Source organism: Tsukamurella ocularis (assembly GCF_965138335.1).
In the GTDB taxonomy this organism is placed as follows: Bacteria; Actinomycetota; Actinomycetes; order Mycobacteriales; family Mycobacteriaceae; genus Tsukamurella; species Tsukamurella ocularis_A.
Map to the genome: position 1 here is coordinate 118,422 of NZ_CBCSDV010000003.1, position 16,291 is coordinate 134,712.

Sequence of the window (16,291 nt, forward strand, 5' to 3'; positions counted from 1 at the left end):
ACGGTCAGAGGACGGCCATCGCCACGATCAGACCGAGCGCGACGTGCGACGCGGCGATCACGCGGGCCTGCGGGAGAAAGACCTCGGAGTACATGAGCTCCTCCATGTCGACGCCCGTGACCAGGTCGAGGACGCGCACGCAGACGATCTGCGCGACGATGCCGACCACGCCGTAGACCAGCGAGTACACGACGCCGGCCCAGAGATCGCCGCCGCCGGTGTAGTTGGCGTAGATCGCGACCACGATGATGAAGGCCATCGAGAGCATGCCGGCGCCGGTGATGTACGTGGCGTTGGGCTTGCCGGCCTTGACCAGGTCGCGCAGCTTGCCGGGCGTGGAGAGATCGACGGCGTAGAAGCCGATCACCATGAGCAGCAGGCCGACGAGGGCGTACAGACAGATCGCGCCGATGCCCTTGCCCAGGGTGCCCAGGTCCGCGGCGGCGAGGAGGGTCGTGTTCATGATGCGGTCGTGCCTTTCGGAGTGATGCGGTGCGGGATGAAGGCGGCACCGTCGTCGGTGATGAGGCCGGAGGTCTCGCGGATGCCGATGCCGGCGGCCTCGTCGCCGACGACCCAGGCGCCGATCACGGGGCGGTAGCCGTCGAACTCGGGAAGCGGGTCGAGCATCTGGTACACGTAACCCTCGGCGCCGTAGACGCCACCGGTGGCGGTCTCGCGACCCGCGTCCACGATCGTGAGGTTCGCGCCCTCGCGGCCCAGCTTGGGCTTCTTCACGTACTCGGTCAGGAAGCCGGGGCTGTCGATGAAGGCGGGCAACAGGTTCGGGTGGTCGGGGTACATCTCCCACAGCACCGCGAGGATCGCCTTGTTGGAGAGGATCGACTTCCACAGCGGCTCGATCCACGTGGTGGCGGGAATCGATTCGACGACCCGCTTGCCGAAGTCGTCCTCGAGGATCCACTCCCACGGGTAGAGCTTGAACACCGAATGGATCGGGGCGTCCTCGAGGTCGACGAAGGTCTTCAGGTCGTGGTCCCAGCCGATGTCCTCGATGGGCAGGCCGACGGTGTCGAAGCCGGCCTCGGCGGCCGTCTCCTGCAGGTAGCCGGTGGTCACGTGGTCCTCGCCGGTCGCATCGGCGCCGGACCAGGTGAAGTGCAGCTCCGACGGCGGGATCACGCCCCGGATCTCGCCCCAGCGGGCCACCAGCGACTCGTGCAGCGAGTTCCACTGGTCATAGCCGCCGTCGTCCCACGAGCGCTTGTCCGGCGCGGTGTCCTGGAACCAGTACCACTGCACCACAGCGGCTTCCAGCAACGAGGTGGGCGTATCGGCGTTGTACTCCAGCAGCTTCGCGGGCCGTCGGCCGTCGTAGCGCAGGTCGAAGCGGCCGTAGACGTGCGGGTCCTGCCGCTTCCACGACTCCTCGATCGCGCCCCACGCCCACTCGGGGATCCCGAAATCGGCGTAGCGCTCGGTGAGGATGACGTTCTCGACGGCCTTGAGGCACATCGAGTGCAGCACCTCGACCTGGGCCTCGATGGCGAGCACCTCGTCCATGTCGAACTCGTAGAACACCGACTCGTCCCAGTAGTTCCGGCTGTCGCCGGCACCGTCGCGCGCGGGGTGCCGAACACCAGGCCCTGCGATTCGACGGTCCGCTGCCAGCCCGGGCGGGGCGTTCCCCGCATGCGCCGCACTAGGAGCCGCTCGATCCGGAGCCGCCCTTGGAGCTCCCGCCCTTGCTGGAGGTGCCCAGGCCGCCGCGATCGATGTTCTTGCCCGTGGAGCCGCTCTTGCTGCCGGCGTTCGTCCCGCCCGACTTCGATCCGGCGGCGGGCGGCGCGGGCTTACTCGCCGCATTGGTCTGGCCGTTGGTGCCGAAGGAGGTGGTCTTCGCGGGGTCCACCGCCGCGCCCGACGAGGTGCGGAAGGAGGTGTTGGCGGGGCGGTCGTAGCTGCCGCCGGTGAGCCGGCCGTTGTTGTACGTGCCGCCGTAGTTGTACCGGTAGCTCAGGCCGTTGAGCAGGATGAACCCCGTGACCGGGTTGTAGGTGCCGCGCGAACAGTAGTCGTCGGAGACCACCTGGCCGCCGTCGACGGTGCAGTACGCCGTCTGCGAGTTGACGTTCTGCGCCCCGTCGTTGTCGGGGATCGCGACGTAGAGCAGGGCGATCGCGCCCACGACGCCGACGCCGACCCCGGCGCCGATCATCTGCTTGCGGCGGCGGCTCTTCTTCGCGGCCGCGGCGGCGGCCTCGGCGGCCTCGCGCTGCTCGTCGTCGGCGCGCTGGCGCTGCGCCCGCTGCCGGGCTCGGGCCTCGGCCACCGTCTCCGGTCGGGCCTGCGTGTTCTCGTCCTGCTGGCGCATCCGTCCGGGGCGGCGCGGCGTCTCCCCGGTGTCCGGGAGGTGCAGCTCGGGCGGCATCCCCGGGACGGGCAGGTAGTTCGATTCCGGCCCGGGGATGTCGCCCACCGGGCGGTTCTCAGGGATGGGCGGCTGCATGCCTCACCTCTCCTCGAACGATGGGAGCCCACCTCGTGCGGGCCCGAACAGTTCCACGACCAGATCGACCCGGCCCGGGGTGTGCCCCGATGACAGGCGTTGCAGCAGAGTGTCGCATGTGGAGCGGTCGCCCTCGACCACGACGCGCACGCGTCCGTCCGGCTGGTTCGCAGCGTAACCGAGCAGGCCCAGCTCCAGGGCCTGAGTCTTCGTCCAGTACCGGAAGCCGACGCCCTGCACGTGACCGTGCACCCACGCCGTCATCCGGGCCTGCTCGTCGGGCACGCGCTACTCCGACGTGATGTCGAGATTGACCGTCGTGCCGGCCTTGAGCGTGCGGCCGACGGTGCACACCTGGTCCACGGCGCGGCGGGCGACGGTGATCAGCCGCTCCTGCGCGGCCTCGTCGAGCTCGGACATGTCGAGTTCGAGGACCTCGTTGAGCTCGGGGTAGACCTCGTTCTCACGGTCCGCGTCGCCCGAGACGCGGACGGTCGCGTCGTAGTCCTCACCCAGGCGGCGGGCCAGCACGTGGTCGGTCGACATGCCGCTGCACGCGGCCAGGGCGATCTTGAGCAGCTCGCCGGGGGTGAACACGCCCTCCACGTCCGCCGAGCCCACGAGCACCTCGGCGCCCCGCGAGCTGCGCCCGGTGTAGCGGCGCACGCCCGTGCGCTCGACCCAGAGTTCGGTGGACGGTGCCTGCGCGTTCGTGTCGTCGGCCATGGCCCCAATCTACGGCAGCACCGTCCGCGACCAGCGTCCGGCGGCCCGGCTCGGCCGCCCCTCGCGGCGGGAGACCGGTAGCGTTGCGGACATGCGCGTGCGGTGGTGGTCGTTCCTCGGGACCGTCCTCGCTTATGCGGCCGCGGCGACGTGGGCGGCCATATCGGGGCCCGACCCGTTCCCCACTCATTTCGGCCTGTCCGGGCAGCCGGATTCGTGGTCCCCGCGCGCCGACGCGGTGTCGCTGCACGCGGGCATCGCGGCCGGTGTGGCCGTCCTGTTCGCGGTCCTCGCGCTGGCGGCGCCGCGGCTCCCGGCCTCGGTCATCAACACACCGCGGCGCGACTACTGGTTGTCCGCCGCGCACCGGCCCGCGTTCGACGACATCGTCTCCGGCTTCCTGCTCTGGGCGGGTGGCCTCTTCCTCGCCCTCCAGGGCGCGACCTTCGTGGTGACGATCATCGATCCCACGGAGACCGCCGCGAAATCGACGCTCGTGGTCCTCTTCCTCGTCGCGCTGGCGGGCTCGATCGGCTACCTGATCTGGCTGCTCACCCACCCGCCGATGCGGTCCTCGACGTCGCAGCGGGGCGGCCGCCCCACCCGGAGCAATAGTCGTTCGCCACGGTAACGTTATGCCCATGCGACCTCGATGGTGGATCTTCCTCGCCGCGGTCCTGCTGTGCGGCGCCGCGCTCGCCTGGGCCGCGACGTCCGGGCCCGACCCCTTTCCGACGCATTGGGGTGCGGGCGGGACCGCGGACGCCTGGCGACCGCGAGGTTCGGCGGTCGGACTCCTGGCCGTGGCGACGGCGGGCATCTGCGTGTTGTTCGGTGCCCTCGCCGCCTGCACGTCCGCCATCCCGGACAGCCTGGTCAACCTGCCCCCGACCGCTCGCTCGTACTGGCTCTCCCCCGACCACAGGCCCGCGCTCGATGCGCTCCTGCAGCGGTATCTGCTGACGGTGGGCACTGCTGTGCTGGTCCTCGTGACCGTCTCGGTGACGAGCACGATCGTGCGTCCGGACGGGAGCCGGATCATCGATGCGGGCATCTGGGTCGTCCTCGCGGTGATCGCCGTTAGCAGCGGCCACCTGCTCTGGCGGCTGGTCCGGCCGCCGGCGGATAACCTGGCCGCATGAGCGCCTCCACGGAAACCGGCCCGTTCTTCCACGGCACCACCGCCGACCTGCGGCCCGGCGACCTGCTCAGCGCGGGCTTCGTCTCGAACTACCGGCCCGACGTGGTGATGAACCACATCTATTTCACGGCCCTGCGCGACGGTGCCGGGCTCGCCGCGGAGCTCGCCTCCGAGCTCAAGTCCGACGGTGCCGCCCCGCGCGTTTACGAGGTGGAGCCCACGGGCACGTTCGAGGACGACCCCAACGTCACCGACAAGAAGTTCCCGGGCAACCCCACCCGCTCGTACCGCAGCACCGAGCCTCTGCGCATCGTCGCCGAGGTGACCGACTGGACGCGGCTGACGCCCGAGGCGCTGCAGATGTGGCGCGACACCCTGATCTCGAAGGCCCCCACCGATCGCGGCGAGATCATCAACTGAGCGGGTGAGCCGGACGTGACGACGAACCGGCATGTCGGTTCGCGCCCACGTGGAAGCGATCGATCAGCCGATCCGGTCGGAGCACCCGGGCGCGACCTCACCACCACGTAGCGTGGCCATGAGCACCCGCCTGAGCGCAGCGGCGAAGGCATCCGCGTCCCGCGCGCCGAGACGCGCGTAGCTGAGCACCAGCCCCGGCACCTCGTGCGCGGCGGCCTGACTACTCAGTGACCTCGTGCGCCAGCCGGCCGACTCGAGCGCGCGGACCACCTCGTCGTCGTCCCGCCCCGGCAGCAGGACGCACAGGTGCAACCCCGCCTCGACGCCCGTCACCACGAGCTCCGGGCACTCCCTGCGCAGCGCGGCGACCAATCGCGAGCGACGGTCGCTGTACACGCGGGCGGCGCGCGCCAGGTGCCGGTCCATCGCTCCCGCCGCGATGAACTCCCCCAGCGCGTCGGCGGACAGCGCCGACGGTCCGCGGCGGTGCACCGCGAGCCAGCGCTCGACGGGCCGGCGCAGCCCGGCCGGGGGAAGGCACCAGGCGACCCGCAGATCGGGAGCCAGCGACTTGGACGACGTCCCCACGTAGGCGACGTGGTCGGCCGCACCGGGGATCGTCAGCAGAGCGGGCAGCGGGGCGACGCCGTAGCGGAACTCGCCGTCGTAGTCGTCCTCGATCACCAGCGACCCCGTCCGCCCGGCCCACTCCACCAGCGTCACCCGACGCTCGACGCTCATCCGGTGGCCGACGGGGTACTGGTGTGCGGGCGTGGTGAACACGATCGCGGGTTCGTCGCCGAGCGCCGCCACGGAGAGCCCGTCGGGGTCCGCGGCGTGGAATCGCACGTCGAGCCCCTGATCGCGGGCCATCAGGAGCGCTCCGCGGTAGCCCGGGTCCTCCATGTGCACGACGACGGTGCGCCCCGGCGACGCCTCCGCGAAGGCCGCGTACAGCGCGGCGATCGCCGATCGCGAGCTGTCGAAGAGCAGCGGTCGGGCGGCGGCGATGCCCCGGTGGCGCCGCAGGTGCCCGGACAGCGCGGCCACCAGCGTGGGGCTGGGCTCCTCCCACGGATTGACCCCGGCCATCCCTCCGGCCGCCGCCCGGACCGCACGCCGCCACGCCCGCTCGTCGATCAGCGCCGCGTCCGGGATGCCCGGCCGCAGGTCGCGCCGGGTTCTCCCCTGCCTCGGCGGCACGACGGACTCGGACGGGTCCTCGTCTGCGCCGCGCGTGCGCGCTCCGGCGCGCGCGGCCACCGCGGCACCGTCGCTGATCCGCGTACCCGAGCCGTGCCGCGAGACGATGAATCCCGCCGCGGCGAGTTCGTCGAACGCCCGCACGACCGTGCCGCGGGAGACCCCGGCCTGCTCTGCCAGGGCGCGCGTGGACGGGAGCCGGTCACCGTCGGAGAGGGCGCCGTCGGCGATCCGGTCGACGATCACCCGCACCAGGTCGGTCACGCCCGTGATCCGACCGAGGACGAGGGGGCCGGAGGTGGCGGTGCGGGCCATGCGACGAGCATAAGTGGTCCCATGGAATCGACGAAAGTGGCTCTTCCACACGATCCTCATAGACGCTGAAATGACTCTCATGGCGACCTACAGACAGTCCGATCGGCTCCGCGACGTGCGCTACGACGTGCGCGGCCCCATCCTCACCGAGGCGATGCGACTGGAGCGCGAGGGGCACGACGTGCTCCGCCTCAACCTCGGCAACATGCGCCCGTTCGGCCTCGACGCGCGGCCGGAGATCGTCGACGCGGTGGCCGCCAATCTCGGTTCGGCGCAGGCGTACTCCGATTCGCGCGGCATCCCCGCGGCCCGCGAGGCGGTCGCCGAGCACTACCGCCGGTGCGGTATCGACGCCGCGTCCGCCGAGCACGTCTTCCTCGGCAACGGCGTCAGTGAACTCATCACGCTCACCCTGCAGGCGTTCGTGAACCCGGGCGACGAGATCCTGGTACCCGCCCCCGACTATCCGACGTGGACGGGCGCCGTGAACCTCACGGGCGGCGTCCCGGTGCACTACGAGGCCGACGAGTCGAACGGGTGGAATCCGTCGATCGAGGACATCGAATCCAAGGTGACGCCGCGGACCACCGCGCTCGTGATGATCAATCCGAACAATCCCACGGGCGCCGTGTACAGCGAGGAGACGGTGCGCGGGATGGCCGACATCGCGCGACGTCACGGCCTCGTGCTGCTCAGCGACGAGATCTACGAGGAGTTGGTCTTCGGCCGCGCCCGGCATCACCATGCGGCCCGCGCTGCCGGCGACGACGTGCTGTGCCTGACGTTCGGCGGCCTGTCGAAGGCCTACCGCGTGTGCGGCTACCGCGCCGGCTGGGTCATGGCGACGGGCGCGCTCGCCTCCGCGGCCGACCTGCTGGAGGGCATCACCCTGCTCTCCAACATGCGGGTCTGCCCGAACGTGGCGGGCCAGCACGCGATCCCGCTCGCACTGGAGGCGGGGCGGCCGGGTTCGCCCCTGTCCGGCGACATCGTCGATCCCGGCGGCGCACTCGAGCGCCGGCTCGCGGTGACGGCCGACGCACTGAACGCGATCCCCGGCGTGAGCTGCGTGCCGCCGCGCGGCGCGCTGTACTGCTTCCCGCGGCTGGACCGCGCGATGTTCGGCATCGACGACGACGAGGAGTTCGTCCTCGACCTCCTCCGAAGCGAGCACATCCTCGTGACCCACGGGACGGGCTTTAACTGGCCCGAGCCCGACCACTTCCGGATCGTCTGCCTCCCTGAGGTCCCGGTCCTCGAGCGCGCCGTCGCCTCCATCGGCGACTACCTCGACCGCCGGCGGCGCATGGCCGCATGTGGCTGCGCTCCGAGGCCGGCGGGTGTCGCGTCACCCCGCGTTCCGCACTCGGTAGGTCACATGGAAGACCCGGCTCGCCGCCCGCGCATGCACCTGTTCCAGGTCCAACCGGCCGACGCCCTCGAAGACGCGGGCACCGCCGCCCAGGGTGAAGGGCACGACGTGCAGACGGATCTCGTCGACGAGCCCGGCAGCGAGGTACTGATTGATCGTGCCCGGCCCGCCCTGGATGAGAACGTCCCCCTCGCCGGCAGCCTCGCGTGCGGCGGCAAGAGCCGCCTCGATGCCGGCGTCGGCGAAGTAGTAGACGGTGCCGCCGGCCATCGGGCGGGGCTCGCGCGGATAGTGCGTGAGGACGAAGACCGGCCCGTGGAACGGCGGATCGTCACCCCACCAGCCGTCCCAATCGCCGTCCCACTCCCCTCGCACGGGCCCGAACATGTTCCGCCCCATGATGTGCGCCGATGCACGGGACATCTGGTCGATCTCGGACCGGTTCTCGTCCGCATCGTCGAACATCCACGCGTGCAGCCTGCTGCCCCATCCGTCCCCCCCCGTCGTCGCCGAACGGGCGCTCGCGGGTCTGGTGGGGCCCGGCCCCGTAGCCGTCAGCGGAAACACTCTGATTGGCGATGACGATGCCCATGACCGTCTCCTCCCGTCGCAGCGCGGCGCCACGATCGCTCGTAGTGAACTCGCCGGGCGCTCTGTCGTCGCTCCGCGAACGTCATTGATCCGCCAGCGGGCTGAACTGGATGCCGGCCAGCTGCCACCCACCGCCGGACCGGACCCACGTCTGCGACACGCGGGTCGCGATCCGCACGTCATGGCCCGACGAATCGGCGTGGTTGCGTTGTACGGACCGCACGATCGCGGCGTCGCCGAAGAGCCGCACGTCCATCTCGTCGACGTCGAGCGTGTGGTATCTGAAGTGCTCGTGCCGGCTGATCCATTGCCCCTTGTCGAGCAGGAATCCCTTGGGTCCGATCGAGAGGAACTCGGCGTGCAGCAGGTCCTCCAGAACGGCGCGATCGTCTCGGAGTTCCGCATCGTCGAACGCCTTCTGCGTTGCCGCCACGACTGCTTCGTCACTCATGTCCGGTCTCCTTCCCCGTCCTCGGCGGGCCGGACCACCAGGATCGCGCGCTCCCGGATGGATGAGCGTCGGTCAAACGGTTGACCTTCGCCTGCTGGCGATGAGGCGACGCCCGGACTAGAATATTGGAGTCACTGTAATTTTCTATCAGCTTCAACTTCTCCGTGAGGACGGTGCACAGTGCCCGAGCAACTCGGTCTGCGCGCGCGGAAAAAGCTGGAGACCCGGCGACGGATCCAGCGGGAGGCACTACGGCTGTTCGCCGACCGGGGCTTCGAGAAGGTGACGGTCGCCGAGGTGGCCGATGCCGCCGACGTCTCCCAGGCGACGGTGTTCAACTACTTCGACACCAAGGAGGACCTCGTCCTGGACGGGATGTCCGCGTACGGGCACAGCCTCGTCGCGGCGTTGGCGGCCCGGCCGCCGACGACGTCGGTACTGGACGCGTTCCGCAGCCATCTCCTCGAACCGCGGGGGATCCTCGCCGACGACGATCCCGGCGCGATGGACGATCTCGTCCGCGTGCGCGGCATGATCGCGGCGAGTCCCGCCCTGCAGGCACGCGAGCACCTGATCGCCGACGGTATCGCCACCGAACTCGCCGGACTGTTCGCCGACGACCGGGCGGACGGCGTCCGCCCCTTCTTCCTCGCCACCGCCGTGGTTGGCGTGACTCGCGCGATCACTCGTGAAGTCCATCGACTCGCCCTCGAGGGCCTGCCGGGGACGGCGATCGCCGCGATCGTGCTGCCCCAGGGCGCCGCTGCCGTCGACATCCTCAGCCGTGGGCTATCCGATCAGGCTTCCCCATGACCGACGTCCTTCCCAACAACCTCCGGAGCCGGGTGACCACACTCGTCGGGCGGCAGGCCGAGTTGTCCGAACTCAAGCGCATCCTGACGAGCCGCAGGCTGATAACGATCGCGGGCCCCGGCGGCATCGGAAAGACCAGGCTCGCCGCGGAACTCAGTGAGTGGATCGTCCGTTCCCCCGTCGATCCGCCGGGCGGGGCCCGCGAGCTCCAGTGGGTCGACCTCAGTCCGGTCACCGCCGCCTCCGAGGTCGCCGACGCGTGCGCACGGGTCCTCGGCGTACACCTGCGATCGGATCACCGCGATCCGTTGACCGACCTGGTCGCCCGGGTCCACCACCGGCACCCGGTCCTCGTACTCGACACCTGCGAGCACCTGCTGGGCCCCGTCGCCGATCTCGTCGAGCGCCTCCTCCACGGATGTCCGGGCGCATCGATCCTCACGACGAGCAGGGAGCCGCTGGGCGTTGCGGGCGAGGTCGTCTGGAGGGTCCCGGCGCTGCAGCCGGACGACGCGGCGGCCCTGTTCGTGGAGCGTGCCCGACTGGTCTCGCAGGACCCCGGCCTGTCCCGGTCGGATCCCGTCGTCCGCGCGATCTGCACCCGCTTGGACGGGCTTCCCCTGGCCATCGAACTCGCGTCGTCCTGGACGCGAGTCCTGACCGCCCGCCAGATCCTCGATGGACTCGATGAGCGGTTCCGGCTGCTCACCGGGGGCTCGCGGCGCGGCGACCCCCGGCACCGAACCCTCGAGGCGTCGATGCGATGGAGCCACGACCTCCTGGAGCCGGTAGAACGCGTCACGTTCCGGCGCCTCTCGGTGTTCGTGGGCGACTTCAGCCTCTCCGCGGCCGAGGAGGTCGCCGGCGGGTCCGCCGCGCGCGACGACGTGGAGGGCGCCGAGGTCGTCGAGGTGCTGGCGAGACTCGTCGACAAGTCCCTCCTCGAGATCGTGCGCGTCGGCGACCAGGTCCACTATCGGATGTTGGAGACCGTGCGGACGTTCGCCGCGGCGGCACTCGCCGACGCGGCCGAGGTCGCCAGCATTCGTGACGCCCACCTCGTGTGGTGCCTCAGCCGAATCGAGGCGATCGACGAAGAGCTCGGATCCGACCAGGAATCCGCCATGCGCATGTTCTCCGAGGTGCATGCCAACGCGGTCGCAGCCCTCGACTGGGCCCTCCGCACGCCGTCGGGTGCAGACCGGCGCCGTCGGGGTCGGCTCCTCGCGCACCTCATGACCGTCCCGTGGTTCCTCCGCGGCGATGGACGCCGCGGTGGCCTCCTCGTGCGGCGGGCGATGGCCGCGGCCAGTGGCCCCGACGACGATGTGCAACAGCTCCTCGCCGGCGACGCCGCGGTGCTCGGCATCCTCGCCGGCCGGTTCGGGCTCGCGGCCGAGCCCACTCCCGACGAGCCGTCCACCCGGCTCGAGCGTCTCGGACGGGCGCGTTCCGGCCTGGCGCACGCCTACGAGAACTTCTTCCTCGACCTCGAGGGAAGCCGTCGAGAGGCTCTTGCCGCCTCGTACTCCGCTCGCGACACCGGCGACTCCTTCACCGAGGACTTCGCCGTCGTTCTCGCCGCGTACACACTCACCGCCGGCGACGACCACCACCAGGCACGACGACTCGCCGCGCCCGCTGCCGAGCGCGCACGCGACCGCCACGACCGGTTCTGCGCCGCCTTCGCTCAGAGCGTCGAACAGTACGCCGCCATGTACGACGGCAGGCTGACCGAAGCCGTCCGACTCGGTCGGGAGATGACCGACCACATCGCGCCCCTCGGGCACTACTTCGGTGCCGGGTTCCTGACCGAACACCTCGCGTTGGCGCTGTGCCTGACCGGCGATCTGGACGAGGCACGACACGTGCTGGCGCCCATCGTCGACGTATTCACCTCGACCGAGGAGATCGACGTGGTCGCACTCCCCGTTCCCATGGGTCACATCTGCCTCCGCGCCGGCGACTGGGCCGGAGCAGCCGAATGGTTCGAGCGCGGACTCGCCGGCCTCGACAGCCAACGGCCGGACTGGACCGTCGCCCGCAGTCTGCCCGGCGCCGTCCACGCGCTCCGCCGACTGGGCCACGTCGGCGAGGCATCCGATCTGGCGCAGCGGGGACAGGACCTCGGCATCGAGACGCCCGACTTCGTCGCGAGCCTCACCGCGCAACGCGCCCACCTGCTCGCTGCCGACGACCCTCTGGCCGCGATCCTCCACCGTCGCGCGCTGGGGTGTCGGCTGCGCGCGGGTTCGCGCACCTTCCTCCCCGACAGTCTCGACGCATTGGCCGCGGTGCACGCCCCTGACCAGCCGGGGACCGCGGTGCACCTGCTCGCCGCGAGCACCGCTGCGCGGGAGACGATGAACTATCCGCGCGCCGTCGGCGACCTCCCCGATCACGACGAGCTCGTCGAGGATTTGCGGAAGGCTCTCGATCCCGGCGAGTTCGACGAGGCCTGGGCGGCCGGCAGCAGGACGAGCCTCGACGACGCCTGCGAGCTCGCCCAATCGGGCCGACGCCGGCCCACCCGGCCCAGCAACGGATGGGCCAGCCTCACCCCGACCGAGCTCGCCGTCGTTCGACTCGCCGCCCAGGGGATGACCAATCCGGAGATCGCCGAGGAGTTGGTCGTGAGCCGGGCGACGGTCAAAACGCACCTCTACCACGTCTTCACCAAGCTCGACGTCAGCAACAGGACCGAGCTCGCCTCGATCGCCCACACCCGACTGGCCGAGGATCCGAACGGGTCGAATCGGGCGAGGGACTGACGCCCGGCCCTCCTGTCGGCCGTTCCATGCGGATTCAACCGTCGACGGCCACGAAGATCGGCCGGATGGCCGACTCCCCTCGGGGCGGCCGACGGTAAGCCTGGTCCCATGACTACGAATCCTCTTCCGCACCGCGACCGCGGAGCGTTGTCCGGCGCGCTCACCGGAATCTTCTTCGTCGGCGCCATCGTCGGGGCGATGCGGATCGCGAACAGCCCCATCCCACGCCCGGGCGCGCCGGCGCCGGACGTGCGAACCTACTACTCGGAGAGCCGAACCGCGGCCAGATTCAGCGCTGCGGGGCAGTACATCTCCATCCTGTGCCTCCTGCGATTCATTCGGTCCATCGCCGACCTGGCCCGACCAGGAGACCCGCGCGACGCCGTTCTCCGGACGGCCGCCACCGCAACGGGAATCGCATCGGCGGTCGCCCTGACGGCCTCTGCGAGCACCCACGCCTACCTCACCACCGACCACGGGCACGACGACCCGGGCACCCGGGCGCTCGCGCGCAGAGTGTTCGTGATCGGAGGTCCCGTGCACGGAGTCGTCTACGGGCTCTTCATCGCGACCCTCGGCGTGCTGGGGCAGCGACGCGGCCTGTGGCCCAGGACCGGACTCTGGATCGGGATCGGATCCGGGCTCGCGGGGATCCTCACGCCCGCGTACTTCAGGTACGAGCAGGCCGGGTGGCTGATCCCGATCGGCCGGTTCTCGGGCTACGCGCTGAGCGCCGTCGCCGGGATACGCCTGGCTCGCGGCGGATTCCACGGAGCCGGCCAGGCAGACGTCGAAGCGGAGATCACCCGATGAGGATCAGCATCGGGGTGTCGAACCCGTCCTTCCCCGACGGCCCCGTCCACGGGCTGACGCGGATCGCCACGCAGGCCGACGACAGTGCCATCGACACGCTGTGGCTGCCCGACCACCTGGTCCAGGTCGATCCCACCGCCCCGCCGGGCGACGTCGCGCACCTGGAGGCGTACACGGCCCTCGGCTGGCTCGCCGCCCGCACGGACCGGATCCGGCTCGGCGCCATGGTCTCCCCCGCTCCGTTCCGGGAACCGGCGGTGCTCGTCGCCGCGGTGACGACCCTCGCCGTCCTGTCGGCGGGCCGGGCGTGGCTGGGCCTCGGTGCCGGGCATCACGCGGGTGAAGCGACGGACCTGGGCCTGCCGTTCCCGGCCGTCGCGTCGCGGATGGACCGCACCGAGGACGCACTGCGCCTCGCGCGCCGGATCTGGGCGGGCGACGAACGCCCGTTCCGCGGCCGGACGATCGACATGGAGCGTCCGCGGCTCTCGCCCCTGCCCGCAGTACCGCCTCCGATCCTCGTCGGCGGCGCGGGCGAGAAGCGCACCTTGAAGCTGGTCGCGCGGTACGCCGACGCCTGCAACGTCTTCGACCTCCCCGACGACGGCAGGACGGTACGCCATAAGCTCGACGTCCTGGCCGGTCACTGCGCAGCGGTCGGCCGTAGTCCCCGCGAGATCCAGGTGACGCTCAGCTCCCGGCTCGGCCCGGACGAGACCGCGGACGAACTCGTCGCGCGAGCGCGGCAGGCCGCGGGCTGGGGCATCGATCACCTCATCCTGGTCACCTCCGCCCCGTGGACCACCGCGAACGTCTCCGTCGTCGCGCGCGCGTGCGACCGGATCGCTGACGTCCGAGTCCGCCCCTGGTGGGCCGGTCTCGCCTCCGAGGACAGCGAGGGCTGAGGCGGGCTTCGTCAGCCGCGAGGCGCCGTCTGGCATGTCGGGCAGAAGTGGGAGCCCCGGTTCATGAAGGACTCGCGCCGCATGATGGTGCCGCAGCGGCGGCAGGGCTCGCCGTCGCGTCCGTAAGCGTCCAACGACCGCGAGAAGTAGCCCGACTGACCGTTGACGTTCACGTACAGCGAGTCGAAGCTGGTGCCGCCCACGTCGAGGGCCTGCCGCATCACGGCGGTGGCGTCGTCGATGAGCCGGCCGAGCGCGGGCTTGGTCAGCGCGGAGGCGCGGCGGCGGCCGTGGACACCGGAGCGCCACAGGGCCTCGTCGGCGTAGATGTTGCCGACGCCGGAGATCACGGTCTGGTCCAGCAGCACCCGCTTGATCTCGGTGTCCTTGCGCTTCATCCGCGCGACCACGGCATCGCGGTCGAACAAGGGGTCCAAGGGATCCCGCGCGATGTGCGCGACGGACTCCGGTACGAGCGTGCCGGCTACCTCCGCGAGCGGGTCGACGGCCCAGCCGCCGAAGGTGCGCTGGTCGACGAACCGGAGCACGGCACCGTCGGACAATCCGGCCCGGATGCGCAGGTGCCGGTCGTCGCCCGGGCCCACCAACATCTGCCCGCTCATGCCGAGGTGCACGACGATCGCGGCGTCGGCGGGGGCGCCGCCGCGCGCGAGCGGCAGCCACAGGTACTTGCCGCGTCGCTCGGCGGATTCCACCTCAGCGCCGGTGATCTGGCCGATCAGGTCGGCCTCGCCGGCGACGTGGCGCCGCGCGGCGCGGGGGTGCAGCACCTCCACGGAGGTGACGCCGCGGCCCACCAGGTGATCGACGAGACCGCGGCGGACGACCTCGACCTCGGGCAGCTCGGGCATCAGGCCGACTCGGGCGCCTGCGCGGCGTCGGCATCCGCCGCGCCACCGGCCGCCGCGCCACCGGCCGCCGCGCCATCGGCGCCGACCTCGACATCGCCCTCGTCCAGCGACTTCCAGGCGGCCGCGGCGGCCTTCTGCTCGGCCTCCTTCTTGGTGCGGCCCACGCCCTCGCCGAGATCGCTGGAGTCGACCACCGCGACGGCGGTGAACTCCTTGTCGTGGTCGGGTCCCGTCGACGTGATGCGGTACGCCGGAGCGCCGAGATCCCGCTCCGCGGTGAGCTCCTGCAGGGAGGTCTTCCAGTCGAGGCCGGCGCCCATGGACGACGAGGCCGTCAGGAGGGGCAGGAACAGCCGCAGGACCACCTCGCGGGCGGTGTCGATCCCGTGCTCGATGTGCACCGCGCCGAGCAGGGCCTCCATGCCGTCGGCGAGGATCGAGTCCTTGTCGCGGCCGCCGGTCAGCTCCTCGCCGCGGCCCAGGTACAGGTGCGCGCCGAGGCCGCCCTCCCCCAGCCCGCGGGCCACCCGCGCCAGGGCGTGCATGTTGACCACGCTGGCACGGATCTTCGCGAGCTCGCCCTCGGGCTTGTCGGGATGCGTCGTGTAGAGCCACTCGGTCACGGAGATGCCGAGCACGCTGTCGCCGAGGAACTCGAGCCGCTCGTTGGTGGGCAGCCCACCGGCCTCGTAGGCGTAGGAGCGGTGCGTCAGCGCCAGGGTGAGCAGCTCGTCGTCGAGGCCGACCCCGAGGGCTTCCAGCAGCGGAGCGCGGTCCGTGGCGGGCGGCGCGGGGAGGCGCTTGCTCACTGGGTGTCGGCCTCGCCCTCGGTGGCGAACTTCGCGAGTCCGGCCCAGCGGGGGTCGATCTGCTCATGATGATGGTCGGCCGGCAGGTCGGCCAGCTTCTCGCCGCAGCCCTGGCACAGGCCCGGGCAGTCGTCGGAGCAGGTGGGGTCGAGGGCCAGCTCCATGCCGACCGCGTCGATGATCGCCTGCTCGAGATCGATCATGTCGTCGTCGATGCGGTACATCTCGTCGTCGTCCGTCGTCTTCGCCGTCTCGCTGTCCGGGTAGGCGTACAGCTCGGTCAGGAAGACGTTGAGCGCGCCCGACAGCGGGTCGAGGCACCGGGCGCATTGGCCGGCGGTGTTGGCGCTCACGGTGCCGGTGACGAGGACGCCCTCGGACACCGCCTGCACCTGGAGGTCGAGGTCGACCTCCTCACCCTTCTCGATGCCGATCAGGTCGACACCGATGCGCTCGGGCGCGGCCACCGTGCGGTGCACCTGCGCTGAGGTGCCCGGCCGGCGCCCGAAGGCGCGGACGTCGAGTACGTACGGCTTACCGGCCGGCTGGCGCACGGCGGCATTGGGTTCGTTCACAACAATCCTCGGGAAACTCGTCAGGTCAAGCCAAACACCCGATT

Annotated in this window: 17 protein-coding genes and 2 pseudogenes; 8 read left to right on the forward strand and 11 right to left on the reverse strand. The window is 71.0% G+C overall.

Features of this window, described 5'->3' with window-relative positions; genetic code table 11:
* Nucleotides 1-4 precede the first annotated feature (4 nt).
* The 5 genes and pseudogenes from ACNAYW_RS04875 to ACNAYW_RS04895 all read right to left on the reverse strand — a co-directional run bounded on the left by ACNAYW_RS04875 (nucleotide 5) and on the right by ACNAYW_RS04895 (nucleotide 3,196).
* A complete protein-coding gene (locus ACNAYW_RS04875) occupies nucleotides 5-463 on the reverse strand; it encodes a DUF350 domain-containing protein (protein WP_415848632.1) in 459 nt (152 codons plus the stop codon).
* Nucleotides 460-1,664: pseudogene (locus ACNAYW_RS04880) on the reverse strand (glutathionylspermidine synthase family protein). Before ACNAYW_RS04880 ends, ACNAYW_RS04875 begins: the two are co-directional and overlap by 4 nt.
* Entirely contained in the window at nucleotides 1,664-2,470 is an 807-nt protein-coding gene (locus ACNAYW_RS04885; protein ID WP_415848633.1) for a hypothetical protein, read from the reverse strand. The pseudogene ACNAYW_RS04880 and the gene ACNAYW_RS04885 overlap by 1 nt, the downstream one beginning before the upstream one ends.
* A gap of 3 nt (nucleotides 2,471-2,473) precedes the next feature.
* A complete protein-coding gene (locus ACNAYW_RS04890) occupies nucleotides 2,474-2,755 on the reverse strand; it encodes an acylphosphatase (protein WP_415848634.1) in 282 nt (93 codons plus the stop codon).
* A gap of 3 nt (nucleotides 2,756-2,758) precedes the next feature.
* On the reverse strand, nucleotides 2,759-3,196 hold the full coding sequence (locus ACNAYW_RS04895) for an OsmC family protein (RefSeq protein ID WP_415848635.1): 438 nt from the start codon (nucleotides 3,194-3,196) through the stop codon (nucleotides 2,759-2,761).
* A 91-nt stretch (nucleotides 3,197-3,287) separates the two neighbouring features.
* Here ACNAYW_RS04895 and ACNAYW_RS04900 point away from each other — a divergent pair, with 91 nt between their 5' ends.
* The 3 genes from ACNAYW_RS04900 to arr are packed head-to-tail and all read left to right on the forward strand — an operon-like array spanning nucleotide 3,288 to nucleotide 4,757.
* Nucleotides 3,288-3,827 carry a DUF1648 domain-containing protein gene (locus ACNAYW_RS04900; protein ID WP_415848636.1) on the forward strand — a complete coding sequence of 180 codons (540 nt, stop codon included), beginning with the start codon at nucleotides 3,288-3,290 and terminating at the stop codon, nucleotides 3,825-3,827.
* Nucleotides 3,828-3,837: 10 nt separating this feature from the next.
* On the forward strand, nucleotides 3,838-4,338 hold the full coding sequence (locus ACNAYW_RS04905; protein WP_415848637.1) for a DUF1648 domain-containing protein: 501 nt from the start codon (nucleotides 3,838-3,840) through the stop codon (nucleotides 4,336-4,338).
* Entirely contained in the window at nucleotides 4,335-4,757 is a 423-nt protein-coding gene (gene arr / locus ACNAYW_RS04910; RefSeq protein ID WP_415848638.1) for an NAD(+)--rifampin ADP-ribosyltransferase, read from the forward strand. Before ACNAYW_RS04905 ends, arr begins: the two co-directional genes overlap by 4 nt.
* 63 nt (nucleotides 4,758-4,820) lie before the next feature.
* On the opposite strand, the gene ACNAYW_RS04915 is transcribed toward arr, so the two are convergent.
* Nucleotides 4,821-6,275 carry an aminotransferase-like domain-containing protein gene (locus tag ACNAYW_RS04915; protein WP_415848639.1) on the reverse strand — a complete coding sequence of 485 codons (1,455 nt, stop codon included), beginning with the start codon at nucleotides 6,273-6,275 and terminating at the stop codon, nucleotides 4,821-4,823.
* A 79-nt stretch (nucleotides 6,276-6,354) separates the two neighbouring features.
* Here ACNAYW_RS04915 and ACNAYW_RS04920 point away from each other — a divergent pair.
* Nucleotides 6,355-7,587, forward strand: a pseudogene (locus ACNAYW_RS04920) (aminotransferase class I/II-fold pyridoxal phosphate-dependent enzyme); the annotation flags it as partial.
* 36 nt (nucleotides 7,588-7,623) lie between these two features.
* On the opposite strand, the gene ACNAYW_RS04925 reads toward ACNAYW_RS04920, so the two are convergent.
* Both ACNAYW_RS04925 and ACNAYW_RS04930 read right to left on the reverse strand, forming a co-directional pair.
* The gene (locus ACNAYW_RS04925) at nucleotides 7,624-8,421 is read right to left on the reverse strand and encodes a dihydrofolate reductase family protein (protein WP_415848729.1); all 798 of its coding nucleotides are present in this window, start codon (nucleotides 8,419-8,421) and stop codon (nucleotides 7,624-7,626) included.
* Nucleotides 8,321-8,689, reverse strand: coding sequence for a DUF4440 domain-containing protein (locus tag ACNAYW_RS04930; RefSeq protein ID WP_415848640.1), 369 nt, complete (start codon nucleotides 8,687-8,689; stop codon nucleotides 8,321-8,323). Before ACNAYW_RS04930 ends, ACNAYW_RS04925 begins: the two co-directional genes overlap by 101 nt.
* Nucleotides 8,690-8,869: 180 nt before the next feature.
* Here ACNAYW_RS04930 and ACNAYW_RS04935 point away from each other — a divergent pair, with 180 nt between their 5' ends.
* The 4 genes from ACNAYW_RS04935 to ACNAYW_RS04950 all read left to right on the forward strand — a co-directional run bounded on the left by ACNAYW_RS04935 (nucleotide 8,870) and on the right by ACNAYW_RS04950 (nucleotide 13,991).
* Complete coding sequence (locus tag ACNAYW_RS04935; protein ID WP_415848641.1) at nucleotides 8,870-9,502, forward strand: TetR/AcrR family transcriptional regulator; 633 nt, start codon at nucleotides 8,870-8,872, stop codon at nucleotides 9,500-9,502.
* Nucleotides 9,499-12,273 (forward strand): helix-turn-helix transcriptional regulator, encoded by a 2,775-nt coding sequence (locus ACNAYW_RS04940; protein WP_415848642.1) that lies wholly within the window; start codon nucleotides 9,499-9,501, stop codon nucleotides 12,271-12,273. Before ACNAYW_RS04935 ends, ACNAYW_RS04940 begins: the two co-directional genes overlap by 4 nt.
* Before the next feature lie 108 nt (nucleotides 12,274-12,381).
* Entirely contained in the window at nucleotides 12,382-13,086 is a 705-nt protein-coding gene (locus ACNAYW_RS04945; RefSeq protein WP_415848643.1) for a hypothetical protein, read from the forward strand.
* Nucleotides 13,083-13,991 carry an LLM class flavin-dependent oxidoreductase gene (locus ACNAYW_RS04950; protein WP_415848644.1) on the forward strand — a complete coding sequence of 303 codons (909 nt, stop codon included), beginning with the start codon at nucleotides 13,083-13,085 and terminating at the stop codon, nucleotides 13,989-13,991. Before ACNAYW_RS04945 ends, ACNAYW_RS04950 begins: the two co-directional genes overlap by 4 nt.
* Nucleotides 13,992-14,002: 11 nt before the next feature.
* On the opposite strand, the gene mutM is transcribed toward ACNAYW_RS04950, so the two are convergent.
* Genes mutM through ACNAYW_RS04965 form a run of 3 tightly spaced genes read right to left on the reverse strand, consistent with a single transcriptional unit; the run spans nucleotide 14,003 to nucleotide 16,247 of the window.
* On the reverse strand, nucleotides 14,003-14,863 hold the full coding sequence (gene mutM, locus ACNAYW_RS04955) for a bifunctional DNA-formamidopyrimidine glycosylase/DNA-(apurinic or apyrimidinic site) lyase (RefSeq protein ID WP_415848645.1): 861 nt from the start codon (nucleotides 14,861-14,863) through the stop codon (nucleotides 14,003-14,005).
* The gene (gene rnc / locus ACNAYW_RS04960; RefSeq protein WP_415848646.1) at nucleotides 14,863-15,672 is read right to left on the reverse strand and encodes a ribonuclease III; all 810 of its coding nucleotides are present in this window, start codon (nucleotides 15,670-15,672) and stop codon (nucleotides 14,863-14,865) included. Before rnc ends, mutM begins: the two co-directional genes overlap by 1 nt.
* A complete protein-coding gene (locus ACNAYW_RS04965; protein ID WP_415848647.1) occupies nucleotides 15,669-16,247 on the reverse strand; it encodes a YceD family protein in 579 nt (192 codons plus the stop codon). The genes rnc and ACNAYW_RS04965 overlap by 4 nt, the downstream gene beginning before the upstream one ends.
* Between the last annotated feature and the right edge of the window lie 44 nt (nucleotides 16,248-16,291).